Origin of the sequence: Pantoea anthophila, assembly GCF_006494375.1 — a bacterium.
GTDB classification, from domain to species: Bacteria; Pseudomonadota; Gammaproteobacteria; order Enterobacterales; family Enterobacteriaceae; genus Pantoea; species Pantoea anthophila.
In genome coordinates this window covers 72,564-85,820 of sequence record NZ_VHIZ01000052.1, presented here as the reverse complement: position 1 = coordinate 85,820, position 13,257 = coordinate 72,564, and the positions used below count along the sequence as shown (strand labels likewise).

General features: G+C 57.7%; 11 protein-coding genes. 6 read left to right on the top strand and 5 right to left on the bottom strand.

Features of this window, described 5'->3' with window-relative positions; genetic code table 11:
- Positions 1-21 precede the first annotated feature (21 nt).
- On the top strand, positions 22-1,029 hold the full coding sequence (fbp, locus tag FJW00_RS15710) for a class 1 fructose-bisphosphatase (RefSeq protein ID WP_009087416.1): 1,008 nt from the start codon (positions 22-24) through the stop codon (positions 1,027-1,029).
- 46 nt (positions 1,030-1,075) lie between these two features.
- Here the strand turns inward: fbp and FJW00_RS15705 are convergent, their stop codons facing one another.
- Entirely contained in the window at positions 1,076-2,635 is a 1,560-nt protein-coding gene (locus FJW00_RS15705) for a methyl-accepting chemotaxis protein (RefSeq protein ID WP_140924876.1), read from the bottom strand.
- A 171-nt stretch (positions 2,636-2,806) separates the two neighbouring features.
- Between FJW00_RS15705 and FJW00_RS15700 the strand changes: the two genes are divergently transcribed.
- From FJW00_RS15700 to ppa, 3 genes are all read left to right on the top strand, one after another.
- Positions 2,807-3,217 (top strand): lysozyme inhibitor LprI family protein, encoded by a 411-nt coding sequence (locus tag FJW00_RS15700; RefSeq protein WP_140924874.1) that lies wholly within the window; start codon positions 2,807-2,809, stop codon positions 3,215-3,217.
- Positions 3,218-3,276: 59 nt separating this feature from the next.
- Complete coding sequence (locus FJW00_RS15695) at positions 3,277-3,726, top strand: DUF441 domain-containing protein (protein WP_009087425.1); 450 nt, start codon at positions 3,277-3,279, stop codon at positions 3,724-3,726.
- A gap of 100 nt (positions 3,727-3,826) precedes the next feature.
- Positions 3,827-4,357: an inorganic diphosphatase gene (gene ppa, locus FJW00_RS15690; protein ID WP_009087427.1), complete on the top strand. Its 531-nt coding sequence runs from the start codon at positions 3,827-3,829 to the stop codon at positions 4,355-4,357.
- 60 nt (positions 4,358-4,417) lie between these two features.
- On the opposite strand, the gene FJW00_RS15685 is transcribed toward ppa, so the two are convergent.
- From FJW00_RS15685 to tamA, 3 genes are read right to left on the bottom strand one after another with little or no spacing between them, the layout of a single operon-like run.
- Positions 4,418-4,771, bottom strand: coding sequence for a gamma-glutamylcyclotransferase family protein (locus FJW00_RS15685; protein WP_009087429.1), 354 nt, complete (start codon positions 4,769-4,771; stop codon positions 4,418-4,420).
- Positions 4,772-4,773: 2 nt separating this feature from the next.
- Entirely contained in the window at positions 4,774-8,541 is a 3,768-nt protein-coding gene (gene tamB, locus FJW00_RS15680; RefSeq protein WP_140924872.1) for an autotransporter assembly complex protein TamB, read from the bottom strand.
- Positions 8,538-10,277 carry an autotransporter assembly complex protein TamA gene (gene tamA / locus FJW00_RS15675; protein ID WP_046102599.1) on the bottom strand — a complete coding sequence of 580 codons (1,740 nt, stop codon included), beginning with the start codon at positions 10,275-10,277 and terminating at the stop codon, positions 8,538-8,540. The genes tamB and tamA overlap by 4 nt, the downstream gene beginning before the upstream one ends.
- Before the next feature lie 492 nt (positions 10,278-10,769).
- On the opposite strand from tamA, the gene paeA reads away from it, so the two are divergent.
- Positions 10,770-12,098 (top strand): polyamine export protein PaeA, encoded by a 1,329-nt coding sequence (paeA, locus tag FJW00_RS15670; RefSeq protein WP_009087434.1) that lies wholly within the window; start codon positions 10,770-10,772, stop codon positions 12,096-12,098.
- Positions 12,099-12,148: 50 nt separating this feature from the next.
- Here the strand turns inward: paeA and FJW00_RS15665 are convergent, their stop codons facing one another.
- The gene (locus FJW00_RS15665; RefSeq protein ID WP_003855513.1) at positions 12,149-12,355 is read right to left on the bottom strand and encodes a DUF1107 domain-containing protein; all 207 of its coding nucleotides are present in this window, start codon (positions 12,353-12,355) and stop codon (positions 12,149-12,151) included.
- 315 nt (positions 12,356-12,670) lie between these two features.
- Between FJW00_RS15665 and FJW00_RS15660 the strand changes: the two genes are divergently transcribed.
- Complete coding sequence (locus FJW00_RS15660; protein WP_046102600.1) at positions 12,671-13,231, top strand: YtfJ family protein; 561 nt, start codon at positions 12,671-12,673, stop codon at positions 13,229-13,231.
- Positions 13,232-13,257: the final 26 nt, after the last annotated feature.

Below are 13,257 nucleotides of genomic sequence, written 5' to 3'. Positions count from 1 at the left end.
CGCAGATTCAGGGAATGTGTTATGAAAACGTTGGGCGAATTTATCGTCGAGAAGCAGCACGACTTTCCGCACGCCACAGGGGAACTGACGGCGCTGATCTCAGCTATCAAGCTGGGTGCCAAAATTATCCACCGCGACATCAATAAAGCCGGTCTGGTGGATATCCTCGGTGCCAGTGGTGTGGAAAATGTTCAGGGTGAACAGCAGATGAAGCTCGATCTGTTTGCCAACGAAAAACTGAAGGCCGCACTGAAAGCGCGTGGCATCGTCGCCGGTATCGCGTCTGAGGAAGAAGACGAGTTCGTCATCTTCGAAGGTGAGGAGAACGGCAAGTATGTGGTGTTAATGGACCCGCTGGATGGGTCATCTAACATCGACGTTAACGTCTCTGTCGGCACCATTTTCTCTATCTATCATCGCGTCAGCGAACCGGGCACCCCGGTGGTTGAAGCGGATTTCATGCAGCCCGGCAACAAACAGGTCGCGGCCGGTTACGTGGTTTACGGCTCCTCCACCATGATGGTTTACACCACCGGTGCAGGCGTGCATGCCTTTACCTACGATCCGTCGCTGGGTGTCTTCTGCCTCAGCCATGAACGTATGACCTACCCGGAGACCGGTTACACCTACTCCATCAACGAAGGTAACTACATTCGTTTCCCGCAGGGCGTGAAGAAATATCTGAAGTTCTGTCAGGAAGAGGATCTGCCTACGCACCGTCCTTACACCTCACGTTACATCGGATCGCTGGTCGCGGATTTCCATCGCAACCTGCTGAAAGGTGGCATCTACCTCTATCCAAGCACCGCCAGCCATCCTCAGGGCAAGCTGCGTCTGCTCTATGAGTGCAACCCGATGGCGTTCCTGGCGGAGCAGGCAGGCGGTAAAGCCAGCGACGGTCAGAGACGTATTCTGGACATTCCACCGGTCACGCTGCATCAGCGCTGCCCGTTCTACTGCGGCAACGAGGCGATGGTCAACGATGTTGAGCGTTTCCTGGCTGAGTTCCCGGATTGCCGTCAGGGCTAATGCGGCAGAGATAAAAAAGGGCGCGATCATCGCGCCCTTTTTTTTATCACGCTGGCTGCAATCTGAACTGCGCCATGGTCGCCTGAAGCTGATCGGACTGCGCTTCCAGCGACTCGGTCGCGGCCTTCGCCTGCTCCACCAGCGCCGCGTTCTGCTGCGCCGCCACATCCATCTGCGTGACCGCCAGATTCACCTGCTCAATGCCACGACTCTGCTCGTCAGACGCCATGGAGATCTCCTTCATCAGTGAGGTCACGCGCATCACCTCACCGGAAATCTCATCCATGGTTTCCCCGGCGCGCGTCGCCATCTCACTGCCCTCTTTGACCCGCGACTGTGAATCGCTGATCAGCGTGCGGATCTCTTTGGCTGCATTAGCACTGCGCTGCGCCAGCGTACGCACTTCATTCGCCACCACCGCAAAGCCACGGCCCTGCTCGCCCGCACGTGCCGCTTCAACGGCAGCGTTGAGTGCCAGGATGTTGGTCTGGAACGCGATGCCGTCGATCACGCTGAGAATATCGCCGATGCGATTGGCGCTGTCGGTAATCTCATGCATTTTTTCCATCACATAGCAGACCACCTCCGCGCCGCGGTCGGCGGTATCGGAGACCGCATTTGCCAGCTGATGGGCCTGCTGAGCGTTGCTGGCGTTAAGCCGCACCGTTGCCGTCAGCTGCTCCATGCTGGCCGCCGTCTGCTCAAGCGAAGCGGCAGACTCTTCCGTACGCTGTGACAGGTTGACGTTGCCGGCGGCCAGTTCACGGCTGCCGAGGTCAATCTGCATACTCGCCTCACGCACCTGACTGACGGAGTGACGCAGCGACTGCTGCATCCCGGTCAGTGCATGGTTAAGGCGTCCCAGCTCGTTGTTGCTGGACGGCGGCAGCACCTGAGAGAGATCGCCCGATGCGATCTGCTCAAGATGCACAATCGCGCTATCCAGCGGCTGCAGCAGCATCCGGCGCAGCAGTTGCCAGGCGAGCACCAGCAGCAGCAGGGTTAAGGCCACCGCCACGGCGATCAGGATTTTCATTTTGGTTTCGTTATGGGCCGCCTGCACCAGCTGCGCCGCCGTGACCTGATCGGCGAACTGACTGAAGTCCGTGACCGCCTTGTTGTAGCTGGCCGCCAGCGTCGCCAGGTTGCCTTCCAGCAGCTGGTAATACTCGTCGGTGTATTGCTTGTCCAGGGCGCTCATCATCGGCTTGATGCCCTGGTCGAGATAGGCCTTGTAGCTGGCTGAAATCGCATCCGCCAGCATTTTACCGTGTGCCGTCACCGTTCCGGCATCGATAAAGCGCTTGAGCTGTTGCTGGGAGGAGTCGACATCCGCCTGCGACAGTCGGGTGACGGCGGCGCCCTCTTCCAGCATGCCGATTTCAATTTTTCGTACCGCCAGCGCCGCGTTAGCGCGGGCCCGCATTAAATCTGCATTGCTCTGATAAAGACTGTTCAGCTCGATCCCCTGAATGCGGTTGATCACATCCAGCGAGCGGTTCCCTTTGTTAATTGCCACAATACCCATAAAACTCACCGCCAACAGCAGCAGTGTCATAAATGCCAGCAGTGCCAGCAACCCCGTGCGAAGTGATAACTGTTTCATCTTGATCGTTTCCGTTTATGAGAATAGGCGAAATGTCCAGCGGCCCTAAAACGGAACAGATATCGGCAGTAACGGACCGAAACTTTAACCCTGATTGAGTGTTAACAGCTTGATCATCACGGAAACATCAATCAAGCTAATCGCCGCTTATCCCCGACCCGGAGAAACACGATGAAAGCAGGCCTGTTTCTGATGCTGCTGCTGACCAGCACGATAACGATAGCGGGGGATCTGCTGTCAGATGCCTCGCTCGACCGCTGCCTGAATAACGCCCGGACCACGCTGGACATGAACCAGTGTTACGCTGCCGCCACTCAGGCCTGGGATCAGGCGATGAATAAGGAGTACGGCAGGTTGATGAAAACCCTCAACGGCGACCCCCGGGATAAACTGCGTGCCGCTCAGCGCGCCTGGCTGAGCTATCGGGACAGCTGGCTTGAGGCGGGCTACAGCCAGCTCAGTTCACAGGGCTCTCTGGGCAGCGTGGCGCTGAGCGCCCAGCGTCTGAGCCTGGTGCGCAATCAGGCGCAGATGCTGCAGGCGATGGCAAGGGGCAGCTGCGCTAACCCCGACGACTGCTGATCTGACCCGATTTTGCGCTGGCTGAGGCTGGCGCGTTTACTGACCTTCAGGGAGAAACCATGGCCGCTTACGCTTCAACGCTTATTCTGATTGGCCTCGCCGTGCTGAGTTATTTCGTGCACAACAACGCGGTCACCCTGTCGATTCTGGTGCTGCTGGCAATCAAAGTAACCCCGCTGGCACAGTTCTTTCCCTACGTGGAAAAACAGGGCATTACCTTAGGCATCATTATCCTGACGGTGGCCGTGATGGCCCCGCTGGCCAGCGGCTCTCTGCCGGCCGCTGCGCTGATCAAATCCTTTGCCAGCTGGAAGTCGATTGTGGCTATCCTGGTGGGCATTTTTGTGGCCTGGCTCGGCGGTCGTGGCGTCAGTTTTATGAGCGTTCAGCCGTCGGTTATCGGGGGCCTGCTGATTGGTACGGTGATTGGCGTGGCGTTCTTCCGTGGCGTGCCGGTAGGGCCACTGATAGCCGCAGGAATCGTTTCGCTGTTGGTGTCGGCGAAGTAGCCTTAGGGCGCATTCCGAAACGCCAAAAAGAGGGCATACTTTCAGAGTCAGTTGGCTATAATAGCCGACACTCAACATACGACTACTGAAGGAATACCCGATGAGTTTGAACCAGGTGCCAGCAGGTAAAGACCTGCCAGAAGATATCTACGTTGTCATTGAGATCCCAGCGAATGCTGATCCGATCAAATATGAAGTTGATAAAGAGTCTGGTGCCCTGTTTGTAGACCGTTTCATGTCTACCGCGATGTTCTATCCGTGCAACTACGGCTATATCAACCACACCCTCTCTCTGGATGGTGACCCGGTTGACGTACTGGTTCCGACCCCGTACCCACTGGTACCGGGCTCCGTGATCCGCTGCCGTCCGGTTGGCGTACTGAAAATGACCGACGAGTCTGGCGAAGATGCCAAACTGGTTGCCGTGCCGCACACCAAACTCTCTAAAGAGTACGATCACATCAAAGATGTGAACGACCTGCCAGAGCTGCTGCGTGCGCAGATCACCCACTTCTTTGAGCACTACAAAGATCTGGAAAAAGGCAAATGGGTGAAAGTGGATGGCTGGGACAACGCCGAAGCCGCGAAAGCCGAAATCATCTCCTCTTTCGAGCGCGCACAGAAGAAATAAGCCTGCTGCCCGTTTGTGAGTCGAAAAAAAAAACACCGTCCATCAGGACGGTGTTTTTGTTCAGGCCTCTGGCTCCGCATCGCGCTTCAGCCAGTCGCCGCTCGTAATGCGCTGGCGTCCTGCCACTGAGCGTTGATAGACATAAAGCCATGCACTGCCAAACGGCGTCTGAGTCAGAAAACGTTTGTACTCTCCCCCTTTGGTGCGAAGCGCATCCAGCTCCGCAAGGGTTGAGGCATCAATGCGGTACACTTCACACTGTACCGCGCCGTTGCCCTCAATAACGCCGGGATAATGGCCCAGACTGTAAAGCTCAAAGCCTTCAATCTGGTGATCACCCAGCCACTGCGCATTCGTCATCCAGTGACTGTTTCCCTGTTTGCGCCGTAAACTGCCGTAGACAATTATTCGCATTGCTAAAACTCAAACTGATAGAGCAAATCGAGAGCCTGATCCACACCGGACACGGCTTCCAGATAGAGTTTGGGCATCAGGCGGTAACGCAAGGTTAACGTCGCCAGTGAATCAAATATGCCAACACCGTATTTTACCTGCAGACCCGGCAGTACATAGCCGCTGACCTGCACCTGCTGGCTGTCGCCAACACCCGCAGTATCAAGAGCCAGATTACTGACACCGAAAGTCTCCCCGATTTTACCCACAACCTGCCCACTTTGTGCAACCCCTAAGCCCACAAGCGCAGAAGTGAGGGCATTACTGTCGCCATCTTTGCCGAGTCCCTGACCGCGCAGCAGGTAAGAAAGCGCCTCCTGCTGCGACATCGCCGGATCGGAGAAGACCTCCGCTTTCGGCTCATCCGCCAGGCCGGTGACGCGCAGACCCGCGGTGACGCCATCTTCGGTGGCATCCGGGTTACGGATCGCCTCCAGGTTGATGTAGGGCTGATCCGGCGGGCCGGCGAACTGCAGTTCACCTTTACGCACGATCAGATCCTGACCGTAAGCGTGGAAGCGGCCGGACGGGATGTTGATCTGACCGTTCAAGCCGAGGCCCGACCGATCCTGCACCAGCTTCAGGTCGCCATTCAGTCGCGCTTTCAGACCAAAGGCGGAGAGGCGCACATCGTTGCCGACATGGATCACCAGATTACTGTTGATCGGAATCGCCGCGGTCTGTGGCGCAATCGGCTTCAGCTGTTTATCCAGCATCACCTCATCCGACGAAACGCCCGTGGCGCTCTCCGGTACTTCCTGCACCGTGATGCGCGCCCACGGAATATCGACCCGTCCATCGAGGTTAAAGGCGGCAGGCGTCGCTTCAAAGACCAGATCCGGCGAGACATCCATGCGCACCATCGGCGGCACCGTGACGCGAACCCGGCTGCCCTGCGCGGCGACGCGGGCGCGCCAGTTGTCGAGCTGGCTCCAGTCCGCATTACCGCTGAGGTTGATGTTGCCCTGGCTGGTCTGCACCAGCCCGTTCAGGGTGGAGCTCATGCCATTGAACACCAGGTTGAGGCTGGCGGCCGTGAGGTCAACCGGCATAAAGTTGCCATCCACATCCACCCCGGTCAGGCCAAGCTGGCCATAGACCTGCGGCTGCTGCACGCTGCCGCCAAGACGCAGGCTGCTGTTGAGGCTGCCTTTGATCTTCTCGCCCTGCATCAGCGCCGGGTTGAGCATCGCCAGTGAGACGTTGCGGATGTTGACGTTACCGCCCAGCGTGCGGCGGCTTTGCGGATCGTCGATCTGCACGTTGCCATCCAGCTGCCCGTTACCGGCAATGCGGATCAGCCAGTCGAGCTGCGCGCGACCGTTTCGCAGTGCGGCATTGAGGTTCAGCGTATCAAAGGCGACTGGCAGGTTATTGCCCTGCACATCCTGCACCACCTTGACGCCGTTACCCTTCAGCGCGACCGTTCCGGTCGGCAGCGCCCCGTCAGCCGTCCAGTTGACGCGCACGTCGCCGCTGAACAGGCCGCTGAGCTGGGTGGCATCCGGCATAAAGGGTTTCACCATCGCCAGGTCAAAGCGGTTCAGCACCACATGGGCATGCCCCTCCGGGCCCGCTTCAACCGGTTCCGGTACGCAGAGGCGGGCATTGGGGTTCTGCCAGCAGTGCGGTCCGATGGTCGCCGTCTGACGGCTGTTGAGATAGTCGATGGCCATCGCACGGGTCAGTCGCCATTCGCCCACCGGCGTATCGAAGTGGGTGTCGTTCAGCGACCCTCGCCAGCGCTGCGTCTGGCGATCAAAGCTGCCGTTGAGCGCCAGCTGGCCGGAGACCGGTTTGCCCTGCACGTTGAGTTTCAGCTGATGCTGCTGCTCATTGCCGTCGGCATTCAGGGTCAGCAGGCTGATGTTCAGCGCATCCTGCTGCAGCTGTTCGACGCGCAGCTGCAGTTTGCCCGCCACCTGTTCGTCAGAGCGCACGTCGCCCTTGAGCGTAACGTGATTAATCCGCATCTGCTGCCAGCGCAGGCCCCGGCCATTGAGATCGGCCAGCAGCTGCGGTGCCTTCAGGGTGCCGCGCGCTTTGATGGCCCCGTTGACGACGCCGCCCAGACCGGGAAGCGCATTGTCGAGCTGCGGCGCATTGATGCTGGCATCCAGATCCAGACGGTCGCCCAGCGACCCTTTGACATCCAGCTGGTTGCGCCCCAGTGCCAGCTTAATGCCCGGCACCGTCCACTGGTTGTAGCTGTTGCCGGTCAGGGAGCCATCTGCGGTGACGGCGTTCTGTTTCACATTCCCTTTCAGCTGCAGCTGCGGCACGCTCAGCTGCCAGCTGCCGCCATAGAGACTGCCGCGGGTGGTGATTTTGCCATCCAGCCGCGCCGGCCAGTCGGGATACTGTTTAGCCGTATTGATCCCCGCCAGCGTCAGTTCGCTGCGCCAGCTGATCGCCTTGCTCCAGTCCACCAGCGCAGTAAGGTCGATGTTGCCCTGCAGCGCAGCCACGCGCAGGCGATCGAGACTGAACTGCTCAACGTTGCCTTTACCGGTCAGTGAAACGGTCGCCGGTGGCACCGACTCCCCCTTCACGGCGGTCTGCAGTGACATCACATAGTCGGTGGCTTTGCCTTTGAACTGATAGTCCAGATTATCGGCCTGATAGGCGACCGGGCCTGTCAGCGGCCAGCGCAGTTTCGGGCTGGTCAGCTGCAGCGACAGCGGCAGCCCCGCCACCGCCAGCTGGGTCGCGGCGCTGAGCTGTGCATCCACCGGGCCGGAGAGGTTCAGCGCCAGCTTCAGCTCGTCGCGCATCGCGCCGTTAAGTTTCAGCGCAATCTTTTCGCCTTTGACCGGATCGGTGTTGACCGTGCCGTTCAGGGCAAAATCGACCGGCCAGTTATCGGCCAGCGTCGCCTGCCCGCTGCCTCTGAGATTGCCGAGGTCAGAGTCAACCTCCAGCGTGGTCAGCTGCATCTGCCGGTCGGCAGTTTTCGCTTTCATCAGCAGGCGGCTGACCGAAATATCGGTGTCGCCGGTGATGCGCAGCTGTTCTCCCAGGATCTGCTGAATGTCGATATCCAGCGGCAGACGGAAATCGGGCAGCGCAGGCAGCAGCGGTTGTGCAAACATCGCCCGCAGCGTTTCACCCAGCGGTTTCTCAGCCGGATGCGGCTGCTGAACTTTCGGCTCCACCACCTGTTCGTTCACGACTTTGGCTGCTTTCGGCAGCGCAATCAGCAGGCTTTGAATATGAGTAGGATTGAGCGTCAGCGCACGATCCTGCCACTGCAGACCGGTGGTAAAGTCGAGCAGCGAAATCGCGGTGTCATCCACTTTGACATTGATATTGTGCAGGCCAAGATGGCGCAGCGTAATCGGATAGGGCGTGCTGAGGTTGGTCGAGCCGCTCTCCTCTTCCGGCGCTGGCGCGGCAGGCGTCATCTTTTTACTGTCGACCACCACGCTGATATCACGCAGGGAGATATCATTCACGCAGACCGACGAATGCAGCAGGCAGTTAAGGTTCACCGCCAGATGGATCTGCCCGGCATCCACACTGACGCCAGGCATTTCGTAACGCAGACCGCTCAGGGTCAGGTTACGCCAGCCGCCCTCGACCTGTTTGATTGACAGGCCCGGTACCCAGCGCGACGCGCCATTCAGCACCAGATGCAGCCCCGGCGTGGTGCCGATTAAAAATGCCACCCCACCCAGCAGCAGCACCAGAAAGATCAGGATGCCGATGAGGACCTTTTTCCACAGCTTCATAGTTCTGGCCCCAGTCCTATATAAAATTGCAGTCCATGTGCATCGTCATCCCCAATAGGTCTGGCGATGTCTAATTTGATGGGACCCACCGGTGACGACCAGCGCACGCCGACGCCCGCACCGGTTTTCACGTTACTCTGTTTGATGTCGTTGACCGCTTCACCGGAGTCGACAAATACCGCTCCCCACCATTTGCCGCTGACGTTGTACTGATACTCCAGCGAGCCGGTGGCCAGTTTTGACGCACCGGTGAGTTTGCCATCCTCATCACGCGGTGAGATGTTCTTATATTTGTAGCCACGAATACTGCGGTCACCACCGGCAAAGAAGCGCAGATCCGGCGGGACTTTTTCAAAGTCGTTGGTTTCAATCCAGCCAAGATTGCCGCGCGCCACAAAGCGGTGGCTGTCGCCGAGGGTACGGATCCAGACGTTCTGCGCCTGCAAAATCAGGAAGTCAACGTCTGAACCCCAGGTGGTATCGGAGACGTCCGCTGAGTAGCGCTGAGAGTCGCCCCAGGTCGGCATCAGGCCGCCACGCGAGCGGGTGCGGTTTACGCTGACGCCGGGATAGAGCAGCATGGTGGTATTGGTCACGCTGCCCTGAGTAAAGTGATCCAGGCTCCAGCGCAGGTTGACCGCTTTCTGCCAGCCGCTGCTGCTGTCCCAGTTGCGCGACATCGCCAGCGTCGTGGTGTCGGCTTTGGTGTCATTGAGGTCGGTGCGCTTCAGGCCGCCGGAGAAGGTGTAGTACTGCTCCAGCGGGCTTTTCAGCAGGGGCACTTTGTAGCTGAGATCGACCTGCTGTTCCGGCGCGGAAATGTAGGCGCTGGCCGCCAGGCTGTGGCCTCTGTCGTTAACCCACGGCTTTTTCCAGGTGCCTTTCAGGCGCGGGCCGACGTCGGTGGAGTAGCCGACCCCGGTTTCGATGGTGTTTTCGGTGCGCGGCGACATCACGGCATTCAGCGGCAGCACTTTTGTTTTCCGGCCTTTGCTGAACTCTGGTGCAACGACCACGGAGTTAAACCAGCCGGTGGCGGAGAGGCGACGGTTCAGTTCAGCCAGATCGCGCGAGCTGTAGTAGTCGCCCTTTTCAAACGGCACCAGGTTCTGCAGGTACGCTTCGCGAATCTGCGAGCCCTGAAACGTCACGTCGCCAAAACGGTAACGCTCACCACTGTCGTAGTCGATATCCCAGAACGCTTCATGCCGCTCGACCGACACCCCCAGCTGGCTTTTTTTAAAGGTGCCATCGAAGTAGCCGTTGCGCAGCGCGAGATTCGAGAAGCCGCTTTTAAAGCGATCGTACTGCCCGTGGTTAAGCTGCGTGCCGACTTTGGGACGCCCCTGGGCTATCCACTCTTTGTAGTCGGCATCATTGCGGGCATCCCCTTCCAGCACGATGGTGCTGCCGCCGATTTTAACCGGCGGACCCGGTTTCACGTGCGCAATCAGCACCGGCCGTCCCCCCTGCGCGGGGGCAGGACGGGATTCAAAGTCGATCTCAGGTTCGTAATAACCCAGCGCGCGCAGGCCTTCTTTTATCGCGACAGAGACGCGGGCACGAAAGCGACCATCATTGGAGACTTCATCGCTGCCGATGGTGGAGAGGCGTGCTCTGACATTTCGCTGCAGATCCCCGGTTAAGCCGTCTACCTGTAATCGCACAGTCGCCGCCTCAAGGGCAGGCGCAGCAAGCAGCAGGCCAGCCATGCAATAAATATGAAATCGTGGCACCTGTACTCCTGTTAATCATGCCGGCCCCTTTTCCGCGGGGCGCTTATTAATCATCTTTGCCCGCACTACCGCAACGGCAACACCCCTATCATAGCCGCACTTTATGCCAAATGGCGGCGTAGCAGTAACATCTAAGTCAAATATCCGGGCTATTGTCGGTAAATGAGGAGATCGATACAACTCCTGCGACGGGGAATGATCCCGCCTGATAGAGTCACTCAGAGAAATCTGAGCGGGCTACTGACCGCCCTGACCGTGAATGCCGCCCGAACCGGCGGTTTGCCCTCTGGCGGCCAGATAAGCGCTCCTGCTATAATCTGCAGCCACAGGCATCCCGCCTGTTTTCATTTCTGCCCCGGCAGCGTTCAGCCTGTCGAACTGGCGCAGACATTTTTGGCACGGATAGCCCTGTTTAACGAGTAACCGCCCCGTTCGCGCTTGCTCACGCTGCCCAGGCCAAAAATGACAAGTGGATAACCCTTTGGATCACTTATGTTAGATAGCTTACTTGTCATTCTTTTACTGATTGTCGTCAGTGCTTTTTTCTCTCTGTCGGAGATCTCGCTGGCAGCCGCCCGCAAGATCAAACTGAAACTGCTCGCCGATGAAGGCAATGTTAACGCGCAGCGCGTCCTGAAAATGCAGGAAACGCCGGGTATGTTTTTTACCGTCGTCCAGATTGGCCTTAACGCCGTCGCCATCCTCGGCGGTATCGTCGGTGACGCTGCCTTTTCACCGGTCTTCAGCGGCCTCTTCAGCCGCTTCGTCCCGCCGGAACTGGCTGAGCAGCTCAGCTTTATCTGCTCCTTCACCATCGTGACCAGCCTGTTTATCCTGTTCGCCGACTTAACCCCAAAGCGGGTTGGAATGGTCGCCCCCGAAACCATCGCGCTGCGCATCATCAATCCGATGCGTTTCTGCCTGCTGGTGATGCGTCCGCTGGTCTGGCTGTTTAACGGTCTGGCTAACGTCTTCTTCCGCCTCTTCAAGCTGCCAATGGTGCGTAAAGATGACATCACCTCCGATGATATTTACGCGGTGGTGGAAGCCGGTGCGCTGGCGGGCGTGCTGCGTAAGCAGGAGCATGAGCTGATTGAAAACGTGTTTGAGCTGGAGTCGCGAACCGTTCCCTCCTCCATGACCTCGCGTGAGAACATCGTCTGGTTTGATCTGCATGAAGATGAGGCCAGCCTCAAGAGCAAAATCGCCGAACATCCGCACTCCAAGTTTTTAGTCTGCAGCGGGGATATCGACCATATCGTCGGCTATGTCGACTCCAAAGAGCTGCTGCTGCGCGTGCTGGGCAACCAGAGTATGGCGCTGAACAGCGGCCTGCAGATTCGTTCTGCGCTGATTGTGCCGGATACGCTGACCCTCTCCGAAGCGCTGGAAAGTTTCAAAACCGCCGGTGAAGATTTTGCGGTAATCATGAACGAATATGCGCTGGTGGTGGGCATCATTACTCTGAACGACGTGATGACCACGCTGATGGGGGATCTGGTCGGTCAGGGCATGGAAGAGCAGATCGTCGCGCGTGATGAGAACTCGTGGCTGGTCGAAGGCGGCACGCCGATTGATGACGTGATGCGCGTGCTGGATATCGACGATTTCCCGCAGTCAGGCAACTACGAAACCATCGGCGGCTTTATGATGTATATGCTGCGTAAGATCCCGAAGCGAACCGACTTTGTGAAGTTTGCCGGCTACAAGTTCGAGGTGGTGGATATTGATAGCTACCGGATCGATCAGCTGCTGGTCACCCGCATCGATGAACGACCGCCGGTGCTGAGCATGACAAAAAGCGAAGACGAGCAGGGATAGCGAAGGGTCTGGCTTACAAAACACTCAGGGCGCCATCGGCGCCCTTTTGATTAGTTGAACTCAAGCTTGAGACGAACGACCTGGCGGTTAATTTCTGACATCACGCTCAGGTGCTGTTTGTCTTTGACGCGCGGGATTAACACCTTCCCTTTATCGAACTCGAACGCGCCAACGTCCTTGATATACAACCTTCCTTTGAACAGCGTTTTGACATATTTCGCTATTTGCAGCGGATTATAGCGCTGGAAGATTTTCATACTGACTGACTCCTGTACATTTTTAAAGCACGCTTCGCCGTTTCCAAAGTAGGTACCAGCCCATGAAGCGCGAATTCGCGATAACTATAGAACACCGAACACTACTGGTGTTCCGAAAAATGAATTTTTTTACTGAGTTGACACATCATTACAGAACAGTCTGTTATGACTCTCATATGACACAGTATAAACCTTCGTTGGTTAAGGAATTGTGGCGGGCATAACAAACCTGACACCTTTCCACGACAGGCGCATCATCCCTGCTTACTATTGCAGTAAAATGACTGACTGGTCTGATCACTTAAGGAAAGTGCGATGCGAAATATTCTGGCTGCCGTGGCGCTGTCATTACTCCTGCCGGCGGGCGTCATGGCCCACGACCTCAGGCTCGATTCCCGCGTGCCCGCCACGGGCGTCAACGACAAAGGCGAGCTGATACTGCAGCAGGAGAAGTTTAGCTATAAAAACTGGAATAGCGCGCAGCTGAGTGGAAAAGTTCGCGTGATTCAGCACATTGCCGGGCGCTCCTCCGCCAAAGAGATGAACGCCGCGCTGATAGAGGCGATTAAGGCCGCGAAGCTGCCGCATGACCGCTATCAGACCACTACCATAGTTAACACCGATGATGCGATCCCCGGCACCGGCATGTTTGTGCGCAGCAGCATTGAAACCAATAAGCAGCAGTATCCCTGGTCGCAGTTTATCGTCGACAGCAAGGGCAATGTGCAGCACGCCTGGCAGCTGCAGCCGGGCAGCTCCGCCATCGTCGTGCTGGATAGACAGGGTACGGTGAAATTTGTGAAGGATGGCCCGCTGACGCAGGATGAAGTGACAGACGTGATTGCTCTGGTCACCTCACTGCTGAAGGCGGAATAGCAGACGCCCCGGCGGGCGCGAAGCTC

What these genes read in the sequence shown, in the direction of transcription:
- FJW00_RS15665 (WP_003855513.1), bottom strand. Translation starts at nt 12,355, where the DNA reads ATGAAAATCTTCCAGCGCTATAATCCGCTGCAAATAGCGAAATATGTC.
- FJW00_RS15700 (WP_140924874.1), top strand. Translation starts at nt 2,807, where the DNA reads ATGAAAGCAGGCCTGTTTCTGATGCTGCTGCTGACCAGCACGATAACG.
- paeA (WP_009087434.1), top strand. Translation starts at nt 10,770, where the DNA reads ATGTTAGATAGCTTACTTGTCATTCTTTTACTGATTGTCGTCAGTGCT.
- ppa (WP_009087427.1), top strand. Translation starts at nt 3,827, where the DNA reads ATGAGTTTGAACCAGGTGCCAGCAGGTAAAGACCTGCCAGAAGATATC.
- FJW00_RS15695 (WP_009087425.1), top strand. Translation starts at nt 3,277, where the DNA reads ATGGCCGCTTACGCTTCAACGCTTATTCTGATTGGCCTCGCCGTGCTG.
- FJW00_RS15660 (WP_046102600.1), top strand. Translation starts at nt 12,671, where the DNA reads ATGCGAAATATTCTGGCTGCCGTGGCGCTGTCATTACTCCTGCCGGCG.
- fbp (WP_009087416.1), top strand. Translation starts at nt 22, where the DNA reads ATGAAAACGTTGGGCGAATTTATCGTCGAGAAGCAGCACGACTTTCCG.
- tamB (WP_140924872.1), bottom strand. Translation starts at nt 8,541, where the DNA reads ATGAAGCTGTGGAAAAAGGTCCTCATCGGCATCCTGATCTTTCTGGTG.
- FJW00_RS15685 (WP_009087429.1), bottom strand. Translation starts at nt 4,771, where the DNA reads ATGCGAATAATTGTCTACGGCAGTTTACGGCGCAAACAGGGAAACAGT.
- FJW00_RS15705 (WP_140924876.1), bottom strand. Translation starts at nt 2,635, where the DNA reads ATGAAACAGTTATCACTTCGCACGGGGTTGCTGGCACTGCTGGCATTT.